Annotated in this window: 15 protein-coding genes; 9 read left to right on the top strand and 6 right to left on the bottom strand. The window is 73.7% G+C overall.

What is annotated here, in order from left to right; all coding sequences use genetic code 11:
• Positions 1-443 precede the first annotated feature (443 nt).
• Positions 444-938 carry a hypothetical protein gene (locus ACFRQN_RS32320; RefSeq protein ID WP_049661190.1) on the top strand — a complete coding sequence of 165 codons (495 nt, stop codon included), beginning with the start codon at positions 444-446 and terminating at the stop codon, positions 936-938.
• A gap of 47 nt (positions 939-985) precedes the next feature.
• On the opposite strand, the gene ACFRQN_RS32315 is transcribed toward ACFRQN_RS32320, so the two are convergent.
• Positions 986-2,428, bottom strand: coding sequence for a BTAD domain-containing putative transcriptional regulator (locus ACFRQN_RS32315; protein WP_380743894.1), 1,443 nt, complete (start codon positions 2,426-2,428; stop codon positions 986-988).
• A gap of 153 nt (positions 2,429-2,581) precedes the next feature.
• Here ACFRQN_RS32315 and ACFRQN_RS32310 point away from each other — a divergent pair, with 153 nt between their 5' ends.
• From ACFRQN_RS32310 to ACFRQN_RS32290, 5 genes are all read left to right on the top strand, one after another.
• Positions 2,582-5,506 (top strand): BTAD domain-containing putative transcriptional regulator, encoded by a 2,925-nt coding sequence (locus tag ACFRQN_RS32310; RefSeq protein ID WP_380743892.1) that lies wholly within the window; start codon positions 2,582-2,584, stop codon positions 5,504-5,506.
• A 133-nt stretch (positions 5,507-5,639) separates the two neighbouring features.
• Positions 5,640-6,548, top strand: a complete 909-nt coding sequence (locus ACFRQN_RS32305; RefSeq protein WP_380743890.1) for a CAP domain-containing protein — start codon at positions 5,640-5,642, stop codon at positions 6,546-6,548.
• A gap of 42 nt (positions 6,549-6,590) precedes the next feature.
• Complete coding sequence (locus tag ACFRQN_RS32300) at positions 6,591-7,451, top strand: peptidoglycan-binding protein (RefSeq protein ID WP_049656668.1); 861 nt, start codon at positions 6,591-6,593, stop codon at positions 7,449-7,451.
• A gap of 35 nt (positions 7,452-7,486) precedes the next feature.
• Positions 7,487-8,053, top strand: coding sequence for an RICIN domain-containing protein (locus ACFRQN_RS32295; RefSeq protein WP_074005532.1), 567 nt, complete (start codon positions 7,487-7,489; stop codon positions 8,051-8,053).
• A 280-nt stretch (positions 8,054-8,333) separates the two neighbouring features.
• Positions 8,334-9,041: a hypothetical protein gene (locus ACFRQN_RS32290; RefSeq protein WP_380743887.1), complete on the top strand. Its 708-nt coding sequence runs from the start codon at positions 8,334-8,336 to the stop codon at positions 9,039-9,041.
• A gap of 53 nt (positions 9,042-9,094) precedes the next feature.
• On the opposite strand, the gene ACFRQN_RS32285 is transcribed toward ACFRQN_RS32290, so the two are convergent.
• Positions 9,095-9,760, bottom strand: coding sequence for a TetR/AcrR family transcriptional regulator (locus tag ACFRQN_RS32285; protein ID WP_259316709.1), 666 nt, complete (start codon positions 9,758-9,760; stop codon positions 9,095-9,097).
• Positions 9,761-10,085: 325 nt separating this feature from the next.
• Between ACFRQN_RS32285 and ACFRQN_RS32280 the strand changes: the two genes are divergently transcribed.
• From ACFRQN_RS32280 to ACFRQN_RS32270, 3 genes are all read left to right on the top strand, one after another.
• A complete protein-coding gene (locus tag ACFRQN_RS32280; RefSeq protein WP_380743885.1) occupies positions 10,086-10,544 on the top strand; it encodes a DUF6542 domain-containing protein in 459 nt (152 codons plus the stop codon).
• A complete protein-coding gene (locus ACFRQN_RS32275; RefSeq protein WP_380743883.1) occupies positions 10,537-12,171 on the top strand; it encodes an LCP family protein in 1,635 nt (544 codons plus the stop codon). The genes ACFRQN_RS32280 and ACFRQN_RS32275 overlap by 8 nt, the downstream gene beginning before the upstream one ends.
• A gap of 179 nt (positions 12,172-12,350) precedes the next feature.
• The gene (locus ACFRQN_RS32270) at positions 12,351-12,740 is read left to right on the top strand and encodes a VOC family protein (RefSeq protein ID WP_049652540.1); all 390 of its coding nucleotides are present in this window, start codon (positions 12,351-12,353) and stop codon (positions 12,738-12,740) included.
• Between the two features lie 74 nt (positions 12,741-12,814).
• On the opposite strand, the gene ACFRQN_RS32265 is transcribed toward ACFRQN_RS32270, so the two are convergent.
• From ACFRQN_RS32265 to ACFRQN_RS32250, 4 genes are all read right to left on the bottom strand, one after another.
• Entirely contained in the window at positions 12,815-13,870 is a 1,056-nt protein-coding gene (locus tag ACFRQN_RS32265; RefSeq protein ID WP_380743880.1) for a 2-oxoacid:ferredoxin oxidoreductase subunit beta, read from the bottom strand.
• The gene (locus ACFRQN_RS32260) at positions 13,867-15,864 is read right to left on the bottom strand and encodes a 2-oxoacid:acceptor oxidoreductase subunit alpha (protein WP_049652544.1); all 1,998 of its coding nucleotides are present in this window, start codon (positions 15,862-15,864) and stop codon (positions 13,867-13,869) included. Before ACFRQN_RS32260 ends, ACFRQN_RS32265 begins: the two co-directional genes overlap by 4 nt.
• Positions 15,865-16,141: 277 nt before the next feature.
• Positions 16,142-16,804 carry a response regulator transcription factor gene (locus ACFRQN_RS32255; RefSeq protein ID WP_049652547.1) on the bottom strand — a complete coding sequence of 221 codons (663 nt, stop codon included), beginning with the start codon at positions 16,802-16,804 and terminating at the stop codon, positions 16,142-16,144.
• A gap of 182 nt (positions 16,805-16,986) precedes the next feature.
• Positions 16,987-17,997 (bottom strand): polyprenyl synthetase family protein, encoded by a 1,011-nt coding sequence (locus ACFRQN_RS32250; RefSeq protein ID WP_049652569.1) that lies wholly within the window; start codon positions 17,995-17,997, stop codon positions 16,987-16,989.
• Positions 17,998-18,268: the final 271 nt, after the last annotated feature.

Genomic DNA, 18,268 nt, shown 5'->3' with positions numbered 1-18,268 from the left:
TCCAACTCGCCGGTGTCTTCCGGGGTTTGACGCCCTGTCCGACGTTTCAAACTCTAGCCGATCCCCGCTCCGAAAAGCGAATCCGACCGCAACCCAATAAACATGCACACCGAATGCGCACCAGGCCGCGACGCGAAAACGACGAAGCGACCCGGCCCGAACCGGGAAGTGGGTGTTTCAGAGGATTGGCCACCCCGGGACCGTCCGCGCGGCTGCGTGTCCGGTGCTCCCTGTCAGGCGACTAGGAGACACTACTCCCACTCCGGGCCCAAGCCAAATGCCCCTGGTCCCGCCGTGGGCCCCGGCCCGCCGGCCCGGGCCCCGGACCCCGTTAAACGGCGGCGTTCATCGTTTGTCTACCGCCTTCCGCCAAGGTCGTGCCACACCGCGCCCCGAGGACCTGGCGGGCGCGAACGCACGAGAGAACCACGAGGCACGGGTACATGAAGACGACGAAGACCCTCCGGCAGATCGCCCTGGCCACCGCCACCACCGCGCTCGCCCTGGCCGGGACCGTGGCGTCGACCGGTACCGCGGAGGCCGCGATCGAGCGGGCCGTCGACCACGTCTCCATCTGGGACGACGAGCCGCTCTACCAGGGCTGGTACATCGAGTCCGGCTCCACCCGGATGATCATGCAGCCCGACGGCAACTTCGTCGTCTACCAGTACGGGACCCAGGTCAAGATGGCCAGCGGCACCGTCGGCTGCGGCTACAAGGCCGTCATGCAGGTCGACGGCAACTTCGTCGTCTACTCCGCCAACGGCGCCGCCTGCTGGTCGTCCGGCACCTACGGCCACCCGCACGCCAAGCTGACCGTCACCGCCAGCGGCACCTCCGGCGTCTACTGGGGCGGCAACGACATCCCGCGCATCCCCCACTCCTCCAACCCCGGCCCCGTCCCCGGCGCAGTCCTCTTCTCCTCCGACCTCTACTGAACCGGCCCCGGTCACCGAGAAGGCCGGGGTCGCCGGGAGAGCCGGCGTTACTGGGCCCGCCCCGGCCCGTCGGCCCGCAGGGCGAGCCACCGCACCAGGTCGGCCACCGACCACTGCGGCCGGGAGGCGAGCCGCTCCGCCGCCGTGCGCAGCAGGACCGGCAGGTGGCCGCAGAGCGCGGCCACCTCGGCCACCGCCTCCGGCTCCCGTCGGACCCGGTCCGCGCCGGCGATCCGGGCCAGCAGTTCATAGGCGTCGTGCGGCTCCAGCGGTCCCACCGCGAGCCGTACGGCGCCGTCGGGCAGGGTGCCCGGTTCGGCGCCGGCCACCACCGCCGCGCAGCCGGGCACCGCCGGCAGCAGCACGCCCGGCTCGGCCACCCCGTCCAGCAGGACCAGCACCCGGCGCCCGGCGAGCAGCCCGCGGTAGCGCGCGCCGAGCTCCTCGACGTCCGCGCCCGCCGCCGGCCGGTCCCCCAGCGCCCGCAGGAAGCCGGCGAGCACCACACCGGCCCCGCCGCCGCCCGCGTACAGCCGGCCGTCCGGGAAGGCGTCCTGGACGGTGTGCGCCACGTGCACCGCCAGCGCCGACGCGCCGCAGCCCGCCGAACCGGACAGCCCCAGGACCGGCGCCCCGGCCGCCCGCAGCACCCGCTCCGCCTCCCGCACCTGCGCCGCCCGCCCGACCAGGTCCGGGATGTCCGGCGGCAGCTGGCTCGGCCTCGGCAGCCGCCGCAGCAGCACCGGGGCCTCGCCGCGCCGGATCTGCCCGGCCAGTTCGACCAGCGCCGGGGCGGGTTCGAGACCGAGCTCCCCGTCCAGCCGCTCACGCAGCGCCTCGTACCCCGCCAGCGCCTCCGCCGTCCGGCCGCAGCGGTGCAGCGCCAGCAGGTGCAGCCGGTGCACCTCCTCGTCCTGGGGGTGCGAGGCCGCCAGCCCGGCCAGCGGCTCCAGCGCCTCGGCGTGCCGGCCGAGCGACAGGTCCAGGTCGAGCAGGGTCTTCACCGCCGCGAACCGCCCGGCCGCCAGCCGTTCCCGGACCCGCTCGGCGAACGCCCCGGGCACCCCGTCCAGCGCCCGGTGCCCCTCCCAGGCGCCCAGCGCCCGCGCCAGCGACTCGCGCGCCCGCAGCGGATCCTGGTGACGCAGCGCGACGGCCTCCGCCACCTCGGCCTCGTAACGGAAGAGGTCCACCGCCGTGCGCGGCGCCTCCAGCCGGTAGCCGCCCGCCGCTCCGACCAGCAGCCCGGGCTCGCCCAGGGCCCGCCGCAGACGGTGGACGTGGGTGCCGATCTGCCCGACCGGATCCTTCGGCCAGCGGGTTTCGTCCGCCCCCCACAGGTCCTCGACCAGCCGATCCGTGGACACCAGCTGCCCCGGCGGGACCAGCAGGGCCGCGAGCACGGCCCGCTGCTGCGGTCGGCCGAGGTCGAGCTCACGACCGTCGTGCCGGGCCCGCAGCGGCCCCAGCAGGCTGAAAACGAGCCCCACGGCCCACCCCTCGAAGCCCTCGATCCGGTGCACAACCTGTGCACGATCCGGTGCACAATCTGTGACAGAGCATAGGCCGCCGGGGTATGGGGGCCCACCGTCCGGACGGAACTGGCGGGATCCCGGCGCAGGACGACTTTCGGGGACGGGTAGATGGGTGACATGGGGGGTTCCGGGCTGCGGTTCGGACTGCTGGGACCGCTGCGGGCCTGGTACGGGGAGCTGGAACTGGAGTTGGGCCGGCCGCAGCAGCGGGCCGTGCTCGCCGTGCTGCTGGCCGCCGCCGGGCGCACGGTGTCGGTCCCGGTGCTGGTCGAGGGGGTGTGGGGCGGGGCCGCGCCGGCCGACCCGCGCAAGGCCGTCCAGCTCGCCGTCTCCCGGCTGCGCACCGCGTTCCGTCCGTACGCCGGGGACGACCCGGACCGGATGCCGCTGGTGCGCGTCGGCGACGGCTACGCGTTCAGGGCGCCCGGCAGCGAGGTGGACGCCGCCGCCTGGGAGGCCCTGGTGGCCGAGGCCGAGCGGCTGCGCGAGGCGGGCGCCCCACCGCGGGAGGTGCGGGAGGTGCTGCGCCGCGCCCACCGGCTCTGGGTCGGCGAGGCGCTGGCCGGACTGCCCGGGCCGCACGCCGAGGCCGTCCGCACCCGCCTCACCGAACAGCGGGTCTCGGCCAAGGAGACGGAACTGGAGCTGGACGCCGACCTCGGCGACCGCACCGACCTCACCGCGGCGATCGCCGCCCTCGCCCTGGAGCACCCCGGCCGCCCCCGGCTCACCACCGTCCTGATGCGCGCCCTCTACCAGGCCGGGCGCAAGGCCGAGGCGCTCGCCGTGTACGAGGACGCCCGCGCCTCGCTCCCGCCCGGCGAGGACGCCCCCGCCGAGCTCCAGCTGCGGATCCTGCGCGAGGACGCCGCCCTGCTGCCCGCCGGTGCCGCCCAGGCCGGGCCCGCCGCCGACGCCGCCGACACCTGGCGGGCGCCCGACCAGCTGCCGTCCGGCCTGCCCGACTTCACCGGCCGCACCGAGGAGGTCGAGGCCCTCACCGACCGCCTCGCCGGCGCCGGCGGACGGGCCGTCGTGGTCTCCGCCCTGGACGGCATGGGCGGCGTCGGCAAGACCACCCTCGCCGTGCACGTGGCCCGCCGGACCCGCGACCGCTTCCCCGACGGGCAGCTCTTCGCCGACCTGCGCGGCGCCGACCGCACCCCGCCCGACCCCGGCACGGTGCTCGCCGGCTTCCTGCGGGACCTCGGCGTCGCCCCCGGCGAGATCCCCCCGGACACCGGGGAGCGCAGCGCGCTCTACCGCTCGGCCCTGGCCGGGCGGCGCGTCCTGGTCGTCCTCGACAACGCGGCCACCCCCGGCCACGTCGAACCCCTGCTGCCCGGCTCGCCCGGCTGCGCCGTCCTCGTCACCAGCCGCCACCGGCTGACCGGCCTCGCCGGAGCCCACCAGCTGCGCCTGGACACCCTGCCGCCCGGGCAGGCGCTGGAACTGCTCACCCGGATCGTCGGCGCCGACCGCGTCGCCGCCGAGCCCGGGGCCGCCGAGGAGGTCGTCCGGGCCTGCGGGCTGCTGCCGCTCGCCGTCCGCATCGTCGCCTCCCGGCTCGCCGCCGACCCCGCGCTCACCCTGGCCACCCTCGCCGAGGGCCTGCGCCGGGAGCACCGGCTGGCCGAACTCAGCGACGGCGAACGGACGGTGGAGGCCAGCTTCGCGCTCTCCTACCACCGCCTCGACGTCGAACTGGCCCGCGCCTTCCGGCTGCTCGCCCTGCCCGACGCCCCCGACATCCCGCTGCCCTGCGCCGCCGTCCTGCTCGACCGCACCGAGGCCGAGACCGACGAACTCCTCGAAACCCTCGTCGACCTCAACCTCCTGCAGTCCCCCCGCTTCGGCCGGTACGGCTACCACGACCTGGTCCGCGCCTACGCCCGCGGCCGGCTCGCCGCCGAGGACGGCCCCGCCGAACGCACCGCGGCCACCGGACGGCTGCTCGACTTCTGCCTCGCCACCGCCCGCAACGCCGACGTCGCCGCCCGCAAGCCCGACCCGGTCGAACTCAGCCTGCTCGACGTGCCGGTGCCCCACCCCGGCCGGCCCGTCGCCGACGGCACGGAGGCCGTGCGCTGGATGCGCGAGCAGGCCGAGGTGCACGCCGCCGTCATCGCCCTGAGCTGCGCCGACCCGGCCCTGCCGCTCGACCGCGCCGTCGAACTCGCCGACCGGATGGGCGCGGTGCTCGCCGAACGCACCCAGACCACCGTCATCGCCGACCTCGCCGAACGCCTGGCCGGCGAGGCCGAGGCACGCGGCGACCACGGCCCGCTCGCCCTCGCCCGGTACGTGCGCGGCAGCATGCTCTGGCACGTCAACCGCTACGCCGAGTCCGTGGAGGAGATCCGCCGGGCCGTCGAGGTCTGCACCACCACCGGCACCGACCGGGTGCTCGCCAAGGCCCTGCTCACCCTCGGCGGCAACGCCCGCGTGCACGGCCGCTACGCCGAGGCCGCCGAACACGCCGGCCGGGCCGCCGGGCTGTTCCACCGCCTGGGGGCCGGACGCTCCGAGGGCAGCGCGCTCGGCGAGTTCGCCTTCAGCTGCGCCCAGACCGGCCGGCTCGACGAGGCCCGGGAGGCCGCCGAGCGCAGCGCCCGCCTGATGCGCGACTCGGGGCCGGTCTCCGCCGCGATCGGCCGCTACTACCTCGCCCGGGTGCTGCGGCTGTGCGGCGACCCGGAGGCGGCGCTCGACCACGCCGTCGGCGCCCGCGACGAGTTCACCGCCCTCCAGGTCACCGTCTTCGCCGCCGCGTCCGGCGACCTCGCCGCCCGCGTCCACGCCGAGGCCGGCCGCTGGCTGCTCGCCGTCGACGCGGCCGAGGCGGTCCTCCCGCTCGCCCGGCGCACCAGCCCCGCCCTGGAGGGCGCCCTGCTGCGCACCCTCGGCACCGCGCTCACCGGCCTCGGCCGCCCGAGCCAGGCCCGGGCCTGTCTGACGGACTCCCTGGAGGTGTACGAGCGGCTGGGGCTCACCGAGGAATCGGCGCAGGTCAGGGCCCTTCTGGCGCGGTAGACACGGCATCAACGGCGGCACCGGCCACGCGTGTTGACCGGCCGTCTACCGCCGTGCAGGAACGTCTCTCCCGTCAGGCCCCGGGCCGCAGCGGTTGCGGCCCGGGGCGACACCACAGACGAGAGGCGCCACCATGCCCACGCTCCCGCAGCACGGCCAGACCTGGACGATCAAGTCCGCCAACGGAACCGTCGCCGACGTCCGTTCCAGCCAGACCGCCGCCGGCACCGCCGTCCAGTCCTGGGGCTCCAACGGCACCACCGCCCAGGGCTGGACCTTCTGGGCCAAGGAGAACGGCAGCTTCCTCCTGGAGACCCAGCTCACCACCGGCAAGCACGTCGGCGGCCAGGCCATGGTCATGGACTTCAACTACTCCACCGGCCAGGCCTGGCTGTACAACGAGCACAACCAGCCCAACCAGCACTGGTGCTTCGAGCCCCTCGACAACGACTGGGTCCGCATCCGCACCACCCGCACCAACGAGGGCATGCTCTACCTCACCGCGGCCGCCCCCGGCTCGCCGCTCACCCTCTCCAGGCAGGACGACGGCAACCCGGCGCAGCGCTGGCAGCTCGTCCCGGCCGGGGGCATCAGCGGCGGCGGCGGCCAGCAGCAGCCCCAGCCCCAGCCGCAGCCCCAGCCCGGCGGTGGCGGCGGCGGTGACTTCCGCTCCGAGATGCTGAACGCCGTCAACGCCGAGCGCGGCCGGGTCGGCGCCCCGCCGGTGCGCCTGGACGACCGCCTCAGCGCGGCCGCCCAGCGCCACGCCAACGACATGGCCTCGCACGACCTCACCCAGCACAACGGCACCGACGGCAGCTCCCCCTGGGACCGCATCGCGGCCGCCGGCTTCGTCTCCCGCTCCTCCGCCGAGAACGTCACCCCGAGCAACAGCGTGCCGGAGGCGATGCAGATGTGGATGAACAGCCCGGGCCACCGGGTGAACATCCTCAACCCCGACTACAACTACATCGGCATCGGCTACGCGCCCCGCCAGCGCGGCAACTGGGGCCGCTACGTGCAGACCTTCGGCAAGGCCTGAGACCCCGACCGGCACCCTTCCACGAACAAGGAGTCCACACCCATGTCCTCGAACGCGGCGGACCTGATCCGCATCGCCCGAGACGAGGTCGGCTACCACGAGGGTCGCAGCGGCGGGCACTGGAACAACATCCAGAAGTTCTCCCCCGCCGTCGCCGGCCTGGAGTGGTCCCAGGGCGAGGCCTGGTGCGCCACCTTCGTCTCCTGGTGCGCCGAGCAGTCCGGCAACGCCGGGCGCTTCCCGGTGACCGCCTCCTGCGCGGAGGGCGTCGCCTGGTTCAAGGAGCGCGACCGCTTCACCGAGTACCCGGTGATCGGCGGCCAGGTCTTCTTCGGGCCCGGTGGCGGCAGCCACACCGGCATCTGCATCGCCTACACCAGCTCCACCATCACCACCGTCGAGGGCAACACCAACGACGGCGGCAGCGCCGAGGGCGACGGCGTCTACCTCAAGACCCGTGAGCGCCGCTCGGACTGGGTCTACGGCTACGGCATCCCGGACTTCGCCGAGGGCGCGGTCCTCGCCGACCCGGAGTGGAAGGACCGGCCCGGGGCGCTCTACTTCGGGCAGGAGGCCTCCGCGGAGGACAGCCCCGACGGCGGGGCCCCGTCCGGCGGCGGCGCTCCGGCGGGCGGCGGCGGCGACGGCGGCGACGGCTACGAGCCCTTCCCCGGCGCCGACTTCTTCCACGACGGCCAGAACAGCGACGTCATCACCCGGATGGGCGAGCGCCTCGTCGCCGAGGGCTGCTCCGCCTACGCCGAGGGCCCCGGCCCCGAGTGGTCCGACGCGGACCGCGAGTCCTTCCGCAACTGGCAGCACAAGCTCGGCGACTCGGGCGCGGACGCCGACGGCGTCCCCGGCCCCAAGCAGTGGGCCGCGCTCGCGGTCCCGCGCGGCTGAGCCGGCCCGCCCACCACACCAGAAGGAGAGACCCGATGAGAACCACCACCCGTACCCGCAGGCTCCTCGCCTCGCTCGGGGCCGTCACTGCCGTCGCGGGGGCGGTCGTGGCCGGCGCGCCGGCGGCGCAGGCGGCACAGGCCGGCGCCTGCGACCTGTCGCCGTCCGTGGGAGCCTTCGCGGCCGTGAACAACGGCTCCGGCGCCGGCGCGCTCGACCTCTTCCACAACGTCGAGGCCAACGGTCAGCCGATCATCGTCTGGCCGGCCAACCAGTCGCCCGCGCAGACCTGGTCGTTCTGGAAGTACTGCGACGGCACCACGGCGATCGCGCACGGGCAGGGCAAGGTGATCGACCTCGACACCGGTTCGGGCGCCGTCCACCTCTGGGACACCCCCGGCGGACTGGACGGCCTCAACCGGCCGGCCGGCGACTGGATGCCCGCCAACCAGAAGTGGCGGCTGACCGACGAGGACCACGGCTGGTACCTGGTCCGCAACGCGGCCACCGGGCAGTGCCTCACCTCCAACGGCGGCGGCCAGGCCACCGGGGTGGCCTCCTGCGACCCCGCCGCCCCGGCCCAGCGCTGGCTGCTCGGCTGACGAACCACCGGGCCCGGTCCGCTCTCCAGGCCGAGCGGACCGGGCCCGGTCTCCTCCGGGTGCCCCACGGCCCCCCGCGCCGACGCCGGTCGGCCCCTCGCCGGCCCCCGTCCGGGCGGCTGATCACGACTCGGCATCCCTTGTCACGGTGGCGCGAGGGACTCGTCACGACCGTGTCAAGGACGCGTCGAAGCCATGGCCCCGCTCGTTCGCGCTGCGCTATGAACGTCCCTCAGGAGGACCACCGGCACCGGGGGTCCGCTACCACGGGGGACATCACGTGAAGCCCATCCGCAGCAGTCGTCGCGCCCTGGCCCTGGCCTCACTGGCCGCGGTCGGCGCGCTCACCCTGACCGCCTGCAACGACGACGCCTCGTCGTCCGACACCGCCAAGACCCCGCCGGCGACCGGTGCGCCCGCCACCCAGGCCGCCTCGCCGAGCACCGCGGCCACCACCCCGGCCGCCTCCGGTTCGGCCTCCGTCCCGGCGGGCGGCGCCGGGTCCGGTTCGGCCACCGCACCCGCGCCGGCCGGCAGCGCCCCGGCGGCCGGGACCACGCTGAAGCTCGGCGACGCCGCCACCGTCCCGTTCAGCTCGGGCAGCACCAAGGGCACCATCGCGCTCGCGGTCACCTCGATCGAGAAGGGCGACCCGGCCGACCTCGCCCCGCTGAACCTGGGCGGCAAGGCCAAGGGCCTGGTGCCGTACTACATCCACTACAAGGTCACCAACGCCGGCGGCACCGACCTCTCCTACACCAGCGTCAGCCACATGAAGGGCCTGCTGGCGGACGGCACCGAGGCGCAGGAGCTGATGGTCATCGGCTCCTTCGCCAAGTGCAAGAGCGAGTCGCTGCCCAAGGGCTTCACCAACGGCCAGTCCGCCACCTCCTGCGCGGTGGCGATGTCCCCGGAGGCCTCCAAGGTCGCGGGCGCCGAGTACTGGGGCGAGCCGTACACCCTCGGCAAGGGCCTCAACTGGAAGTGATCCACGGGTGGTCCGGGCGGGGGCGGCGGCCGGCCGCTCCCGCCCGGGCGGGCTCAGCCCCGTGCCGCCGAGGACGCCTCCGCCGCCTTCGGCGCGCCGTGGATCCGCAGGAAGGCGTCCACGCCGGCCGTCGCGATCCGCTCGACCTCCTCGTCCGCCACCGGGAGCGCGCCCCAGAAGGAGCGCTCGGCGACGCCGTGGAAGGTCAGCAGGGTGAACTGCTCGGCGGCCAGGGCGGCGTCCTCGACCGCGAGCAGCCCGCGCCCGGCGAGCGCCTCGACGTGCTGCGCGAGCGCGCGCTGGGAGGCGACCGGGCCGGCCTCCAGCCAGGCCTCCAGGACGTCCGCCGGGATGTTGGCCACCTCGGCCCGGATCGCCCGGCCGAGCGCCCCGTGCTCCCCGGCCGACAACACGGCGCGGGCCCGCTCGACGGCGAAGTCGATCAGGTCCCGGCGCAGGTCCACCACCCGGCCGAGGTACGTCGCCATCAACCCGTCGATGCGTTCGGTCAGTTCCGCCGAGGTCCGCAGGGCCACCGACAGGAAGAGGGTCTCCTTGTCGCCGAAGTGGTTGTAGACCGTCCGCTTGGACACCCCGGCCTCGGCCGCGATCGCGTCCATGCTGGCCCGGACGTACCCCTCCCGGCCGAACACCACCGTCGCGGCCCGGGTGATCGCCTCGCGCTTCTCCGGCCGTCCCGCTCCGCCCGTCGTCGCCACGGCCCTCTCCTCTTCCGTCGGCGCACCGGCCGACCCTCTCAGAAACTGCCCGGTGTAGTTTATCCAGGCCACGGAAGACCCGGACGTCCCGCCGAACGGACGTGCTCTATGCTGCGTACGACTTCTACACCCGTGTAGAAGACATTGGGAAGCGCCTCCCCCGATCACGGGTGGCCGGACCCCCGCACGGGAACCGGCCGACCGGCAACCGGCGTCCGGAACTGGCAGCGCCACGAACAGAGTTCCGGACCGACGAAACCGACGGACGGCACGCGGCGCAGGCGCCACCATGGCGCGCGGAACACGGGAACACCGGGGTGAGGGCGTGGCGGGGCAGCGAGGACGGTCGGCCGACCAGCGGACGCGCCGACGGGCGGCGGACAAACCGGCCGGGCACATACGCCCGCTGCCCGGCGGCCCCGCGCTGCCGGCGGCCCTCGCCCTCGGACTACCGCTGGCCGGCGCCGCGGTCGACGAGCTCTCCGGCCCCGGCATGGGCCTGGTCTTCGCCGTGGCCGCGCTGCTCGGCACCGGCCTGGCGGCGGCACTGAGCAGCCGCAACGGCTGGTGGTGGGTGCTCGCCACCTCGCCGCTGGTGGTCCTGGGCGTGACGGCCGTCGTCGAGTTCACCGCCCACCGCGACCGGTACCAGGGCAAGGGCCTGGCCACCGGCGCCGCGAAGTGGGTGGTGCACGGCTTTCCCGTGATGGCCGAGGCCGCGGCCGCGGCCGTCATCGTGATCGCGGTCCGGCTGGTCCGGGCGAGGAGGAGGCAGCATGGCTGACAACCCCGGGACCGACGGCGGCGCCGAGGCCCGCCGCCCCCGCCGCCCCTCACCCGCCCTGGTCGCGGGCCGGGTGGTGGCCTGCACCGTCGGCCTGGCGGTGTTCGCCGCCAGCGGGGTGGTCTGGTACGAGTACAAGCAGCTCACCGACGGGATGACCACCTCCGGCGTCATCGCCGAGACCAAGAAGGACGCCCCCAAGCACCTCGACAACTCGGTCAACCTGCTGCTGATCGGCCTGGACAGCCGCAAGAACATGGACGGCACGGACCTCCCGCCCGAGTTCGTCCAGGACGAGCTGCACGCCGGCCACAGCTCCGACATCGGCGGCTACAACACCAACTCGCTGATCCTGCTGCACATCCCGGCGAACGGCGGCAAGGTGCAGGCCGTCTCGATACCCCGCGACGACTACGTGATGACCTACGACGCCAACGGCTCCCAGATGGGCATGGCCAAGATCAAGGAGGCCTACGGCGCGGCCAAGGACAAGGCCGACGCCGGTCTGCGCGCCAAGGGCCTCAAGGGCGCCGACCTGGAGAAGGCCGGCCGGGACATCGGCCGCGCGGCCACCATCCGCACCGTGCAGAAGTTCCTCGACCAGCCCATCGACCACATCGCCGAGGTCAACCTGATGGGCTTCTACGACATCGCCAAGGCCCTCCAGCCGATCGAGGTCTGCCTCACCCACGACACCAAGGACCCGGCCATCGAGGGCCAGGGCTCCGGGGCCGACTTCCACAAGGGCGTCAACAAGCTCAACGCCTCCCAGGCGCTCTCCTTCGTCCGCCAGCGCCACAACCTCGACGGCCCGGACGGCAACACCGGCGACTTCGCCCGCACCCACCGCCAGCAGGCCTTCATCTCCTCGGTGGTGCACAACCTCAAGCAGAAGGGCGTCATCGGCGACCTCGGCAAGATGCAGGAGCTGATGGGGGTGATGCAGAAGGACCTGGTGATCGACAACGAGTGGAACGTGCTCGACTTCGCCCAGCAGGCCCCCAACCTCACCGGCGGCAACGTCGAGTTCAACACCCTGACCTTCGACGGGTTCGGCACCAAGAACGGCCAGGACGTCAACCTGGTGACCCCGGCGAAGGTCCAGAAGGTGGTCAAGCAGCTCTTCGGCTACGCCGATGCCGCCCCCGCCCCGGCCGACCCGGCCGCCGCCTCCGGCGCGCCCGCCACCCAGGCCCCCGCCGTCCCGCCGGCCGCCACCACGCCCCCGGCCGCCGCCGGGCCGGTCACCGTGGACGTCTTCAACGCCTCCTCTGCGGCCGGGGTCACCTCCGCCGACGAGGCCAAGGCACTGGCCGGCCTGGGCTTCAAGGAGGGCCGCACCGGCTCGGCCGCCACCCGGCCGAAGACCACCACCGTCACCTACGGCAAGGGCGCCAAGGAAGCCGCCGAACAGGTCGCGGCCCGCTACGGCGTGACCGCCACCGCATCCGCCGCCACCGCCGCCGACCACGTCGTCGTCACCCTCGGCACCGGCTTCACCGGCGTCGCCGCCGACAAGCCCACCGCCCCCGCCGGCGGCGCCCCGACCGACCCGGCCGCCAACCTGCCGATGCAGGGCCCGGCCGTCGACGCCCAGTCCGACGGCGGCATCCCCTGCGTCTACTGACGCGCGCCGCACCGGCCTCGCCGACCTCCCGAGGGAGGCTCCCCCGCCCGGGGAGCCTCCCTCCGTCGTTTCCGGCCCCGTCCCGGATTCCGCGGAGACCCCTGGCGCAATTCTCCGTACTATGTATAGTGTACTGCGTACGGAATAACCGTGCGATGCCGACGAGAGGGTTCTCCGCCTTGCAGATCACCACGACCGCCGTCTCCCTGACCGTCGAGGACGTCACCACCTCCGCCGCCTTCCTCCAGCGGCACTTCGGCTACACCGAGCAGATGTCGGCCGACGGCTTCGTCTCGCTCGCGCACCCGGGCGGCGGGGTCAATGTCGTCTACCTGCGGCGCGGCCTCGAAGTCCTCCCCGAGGACCAGCGCCACCGGATCGCGGACGGCGTGATCCTGGCGTTCGTCGTCGAGGACATCGCCGCCGAGGAGCGGCGGCTGCGCGAGGAGGGGGTCGTGATCACCCTGCCGCTGCGCGAGGAGCCGTGGGGCGAGAAGCTCTTCCAGGTCGTCGACCCGAACGGGGTGGTCGTCGAACTGGTCGAGTGGGCCGAGCGGCAGGAGCAGTAGGAGCGGGCAACGACGACGCCCCCTGTCCCGGTCGGGACAGGGGGCGTCGCTCGCTCCGACGGACGGTCGGACGGTCAGTCCACCGTCCAGGTGTCGTTGCCGGCGAGCAGCGTGGCCAGGTCGCCCGGGCCGCGCCCGTCGGTGGCGGTGGCCAGCTGGCTCGCCATCAGCTCGTCGTAGACCGGCCGTTCGACGCTGCGCAGCACGCCGATCGGCGTGTGGTGCAGGGTGTCCGCGTCGGCGATCCGGGAGAGCGCGAAGGCGGTGGCGGGGCCGGCCGCGTGCGCGTCGTGGACCAGGACGTCCGCCTCGTTGTCCGCCGTGACCGGGGCGGTGAACAGCTCGCCGTCCGGGCCCCGGAAGACGCCGTTCGCCAGGTCCGCGCCGAAGCGGGCGGCCTTCCCGTGCTCCAGCCGGATCAGCGCCTCGTCCCGGCTGCCCGGGTCCTTCAGCACCTCGAAGGCGCCGTCGTTGAAGATGTTGCAGTTCTGGTAGATCTCCACCAGCGCCGTGCCCTGGTGCTCGGCGGCCGCCCGCAGCACCGACTGGAGGTGCTGGCGGTCCGAGTCGATGGTGCGCGCGACGAAGGTGGCCTCGGCTCCGATCGCAAGCGACAGCGGGTTGAACGGCGCGTCCAGCGAGCCCATCGGGGTGGACTTGGTGATCTTGCCGAGCTCACTGGTGGGCGAGTACTGGCCCTTGGTGAGGCCGTAGATACGGTTGTTGAACAACAGGATCTTCAAATTGACGTTCCGCCGCAGGGCGTGGATCAGGTGGTTGCCGCCGATCGACAGCGCGTCGCCGTCACCCGTCACCACCCAGACGCTCAGGTCCTGGCGCGAGGTGGCCAGCCCGGTCGCGATCGCCGGCGCCCGGCCGTGGATCGAGTGCACCCCGTAGGTGTTCATGTAGTACGGGAAACGCGAGGAGCAGCCGATGCCGGAGACGAACACCGTGTTCTCGCGCCTGATGCCCAGCTCCGGCATGAAGGACTGCACCGCCGCCAGGATCGCGTAGTCCCCGCAGCCCGGGCACCAGCGCACCTCCTGGTCCGTCTTGAAGTCCCGGGCGCCCTGCGGGCCTTCGGCCTTGGGCACCAGTCGCAGGGACGGGAAGGCACGCTCGCTCATCGGTTGTCCTCCTCGTCCAGGGTGCCGATCGCGGCCCACAGCACGTCCGCCAACTGGGCCGCCTTGAAGGGCAGTCCGCGCACCTGGTTGTAGGACTCGGCGTCCACCAGGTACTTCGCCCGCAGCAGCAGGGCCAGCTGCCCCAGGTTCATCTCGGGAACGATGATCTTCTCGTAACTCCGCAGCACCGAGCCCAGGTTGGCCGGGAACGGGTTGAGGTTGCGCAGGTGCGCCTGGGCGACCTCGCCGCCGTCCGCGCGCACCCGGCGCACCGCGGCGGTGATCGGCCCGTACGTCGAGCCCCAGCCGAGCACCAGCACCCGGGCGTCGCCGCTCGGGTCGTCCACCTCGACCGGCTTCACCGTGATGCCGTCGACCTTGGCCTGCCGGGTGCGGACCATGAAGTCGTGGTTGGCCGGGTCGTAGGAGATGTTGCCTGTGCCGTCCTGCTTCTCGATGCCGCCGATCCGGTGCTCCAGGCCGGGCGTACCGGGCAGCGCCCAGGGCCTGGCCAGGGTCCGCGGATCGCGCAGGTACGGCCAGAAGGCGCCGTCCTCGCGGTTCGGGCCGGTGGCGAACTCCGGGTCGATCTCCGGCAGTTCGTCGACCTCGGGGATCCGCCAGGGCTCCGAGCCGTTGGCCAGGTAGCCGTCCGAGAGCAGGAACACCGGGGTGCGGTAGGTGACCGCGATCCGGGCCGCCTCCAGCGCCGCGTCGAAGCACTCCGCGGGCGTGGCCGGGGCGACGATCGGCACCGGCGCCTCGCCGTTGCGCCCGAACATCGCCTGCAGCAGGTCCGCCTGCTCGGTCTTGGTCGGCAGGCCGGTGGACGGGCCGCCGCGCTGGATGTCCACGACCAGCAGCGGCAGTTCGAGCGAGACGGCCAGGCCGATCGTCTCGGACTTCAGCGCGACACCCGGCCCGGAGGTGGTGGTCACCCCGAGCGCCCCGCCGAAGGCGGCGCCGAGCGCCGCGCCGACACCGGCGATCTCGTCCTCCGCCTGGAAGGTGCGCACCCCGAAGTCCTTGTGCCGGCTCAGCTCGTGCAGGATGTCCGAGGCCGGGGTGATCGGGTACGAGCCCAGGTACAGCGGGAGGCCGGAGCGCCGCGAGGCGGCGATCAGCCCGTAGGACAGCGCCAGGTTGCCGGAGATGTTGCGGTAGCGCCCGGCCGGGAGCCTGGCCGGCGGCACCTCGTAGGAGACGGCGAAGGACTCGGTGGTCTCACCGAAGTTCCAGCCCGCCCGGAAGGCGGTGATGTTCGCCTCGGCGATCTGCGGCTTCTTGGCGAACTTGGTGCGCAGGAACGACTCCGTCCCGTGCGTGGGCCGGTGGTACATCCAGGACAGCAGGCCCAGGGCGAACATGTTCTTCGCCCGCTCGGCGTCCTTGCGGGCCAGGCCGCTGTCCTTGAGCGCCTCCAGGGTCAGCGTGGTCAGCGGCACCTTGTGCAGGTGGAAGCCGTCCAGCGAGCCGTCGCCCAGCGGGTCCGCCGGGTAACCGACCTTGGCCAGCGCCCGCTTGGTGAACTCGTCGGTGTTGACGATGATCTCGGCACCGCGCGGCAGGTCCGGCACGTTCGCCTTCAGCGCGGCCGGGTTCATCGCGACCAGCACGTTCGGGGCGTCGCCCGGGGTCAGGATGTCGTGGTCCGCGAAGTGCAGTTGGAAGGACGAGACGCCCGGCAGGGTGCCGGCGGGCGCCCGGATCTCGGCCGGGAAGTTCGGCAGCGTGGACAGGTCGTTGCCGAAGGACGCCGTCTCCGAGGTGAAACGGTCACCGGTCAGCTGCATGCCGTCACCGGAGTCGCCGGCGAAGCGAATGATCACCCGATCGAGTCTGCGGATGGGCTTGCCCGGCTTCACCGGAGGGCCGCCCGGGCCGGGCGGTCCGGCGGACGCGTCCGCACCCGCGTGCGCGTCTCCGCTCCCGGCGCGGGCCTCGTCGCCGTCCGGGCCGTCCACTGCCTCTGACTGATCGACCTGACTGGTCACTGCCGCGGACCTCCTCGTGGGCGCACCACCGCGGGCGCGGCCCCGTGCCCCGTCCGCCTGGTGCACCTCTCGCATCCTATGCGGGCCGACCCGACGGCGACCGGAAGCACGGCAGTTATTTCACCGGCCCGCGGCTGCACCGCACATGAAGGTCAACGCCCGCCCGCCGGAGATCATTCCGGCTCGGACGGGCGGGCGCGAGCACCTCACGGGCGCATGGCCGAGATGCGCTCCCGGGGGCGCGCCCCGGGCGCCGGGGCGACGGAACCGGAGGGCGTCAGGAGTTGAGGTAGGTGAGCACGGCCAGCACCCGGCGGTGGTCCTCGGCGCTCTGAGCCAGTCCCAGCTTGAGGAAGATGTTGCTGACGTGCTTCTCCACCGCGCCGTCGGAGACCACCAGCTGCTTGGCCACCGCGGCGTTGGTGCGGCCCTCCGCCATCAGCCCGAGCACCTCGCGCTCGCGCGGCGTGAGATTGGCCAGAACGTCGCCCTTGCGGCTGCGGCTGAGGAGCTGCTGCACCACCTCCGGGTCCAGCGCGGTGCCGCCCTCGGCGACCCGGACCACCGCGTCGGCGAACTCGCGCACCTCGGCGACCCGGTCCTTCAGCAGGTACCCCACGCCCCGGGTCGAGCCGGCCAGCAGCTCCGAGGCGTAGCGCTCCTCCACGAACTGCGACAGCACCAGCACGCCCAGCTGCGGGTACCGGGCGCGCAGTTCCACGCAGGCGCGCAGGCCCTCGTCGGTGTGGTTCGGGGGCATCCGCACGTCGGAGACCACGACGTCCGGCAGGGCGTCGGCGGCCGCCAGGTCGTGGATGGTCTTCACCAGGGCGTCTCCGTCACCGACCCCGGCGACGACCTCCAGGCCGCGATCGGTGAGCAGCCGGGTCAGTCCCTCCCTGAGCAGTACGGAGTCCTCGGCGATGACGACGCGACGCATAACGACCTTCCGGGCAGGCGTGTGCTGACGGAAGTCAGTCTCCCCCATCCCGGGGCGGGCGGAGGGTCCGGGACGGGCCACCTCTCGGCCCGGCCCGGACGGCTCCCGGCGGCCCCGCCCGGAGCGGGGTCCCCCATCGTGCGGGGCCTCACCCGGAGCGGGGCCCTACCCGGAGCGGGGCCTCACATCGTGCGGATCGCCACCGCGTCGCAGAGGCCCTCCAGGGCGGCCTTCGCGGCGCAGTCCGGCAGCGGCGCGAGCAGCGCCCGGGCCTCCTCGGCCCGGCGCAGGGTCTCGGCGCGGGCGCGCTCCAGCGCGGGGTGGGCGCGCAGCAGGCGCAGCGCCTCGGCGTGCAGGTCGTCGTCGGAGAGGTCCTGGTCGAGCAGTTCGCGCAGCCGGGCGTCGTCCGGGTCGGCCGGGTCGGCGGGCATCTGCTGCAGCAGCAGGGTCGGCAGGGTCGGCACGCCCTCGCGCAGGTCGGTGCCGGGGGTCTTGCCGGACTCGTGGCCGTCGCTGGCGATGTCGAGCACGTCGTCGGCCAGCTGGAAGGCGATGCCGATCCGCTCGCCGAACTCGCCGAGGGTGTCCACCAGCTCGCGCTCGGCACCGGCCATCAGCGCTCCTATCCGGCAGGAGACGGCGATCAGCGAGCCGGTCTTGCCCTCCAGGACGTCCAGGTAGTGCAGCAGCGGGTCCATGTCCTGGCCCGGGCCGCGGGTCTCCAGGATCTGGCCGGTGACCAGCCGCTCGAAGGCCTCGGCCTGCATCCGCACGGCCTCCGGGCCGAGGTCGGAGAGCACCTGGGAGGCACGGGAGAACAGGAAGTCGCCGGTGAGGATGGCGACCGAGTTGTCCCAGCGGGAGTTGGCGCTCGGGGCGCCCCGGCGCACCGGCGCCTCGTCCATGACGTCGTCGTGGTAGAGCGTGGCCAGGTGGGTCAGTTCGACCACCACGGCGGCGGGCACCACGCCGGGCGCCCCCGGGTCGCCGAACTGGGCGGCCAGCAGCAGGAGCAGCGGGCGGAAGCGCTTGCCGCCGGCCTCGAGGAGGTGACTGGCGGTGACGGTGATGAAGGGGACGTCGCTCTTGACGGCCTCACCGAGCGCCGCCTCCACAGCGTCCAGTCCGGCCTGGACGTCCCGGGTCAGGTCGCGGTCCTGCACGCTGAGCCCGAAGGGTTCCACGACGGTCACGAAGACCACTCCTCTGTCCCTGGTCGATCTAGCGGCCTGGTCCCTGAGTGCCGCCGCTGGCCATACAGGCAGGGTATCCGGTCGCGAGTGGATCACTGCACGGGCGTGCGGATCCTGTCATGATCGGGCTTGATGCCCTGGTCAGGGCGGCTGCGCGGGCCGGACGGCGGTGGGGGGCGAATTCGGCTGGTAATAAAGGTGGGAGAGCCCCCGGAACTCCCCCGGCCCCGGCACCCGACACAGACCCGTCCGGGCCGCGCGGGCTGAGCGC

The organism is Kitasatospora sp. NPDC056800 (assembly GCF_042789775.1).
Classification (GTDB): Bacteria; Actinomycetota; Actinomycetes; order Streptomycetales; family Streptomycetaceae; genus Kitasatospora.
This window is presented reverse-complemented; position numbering and strand designations above follow the sequence as displayed.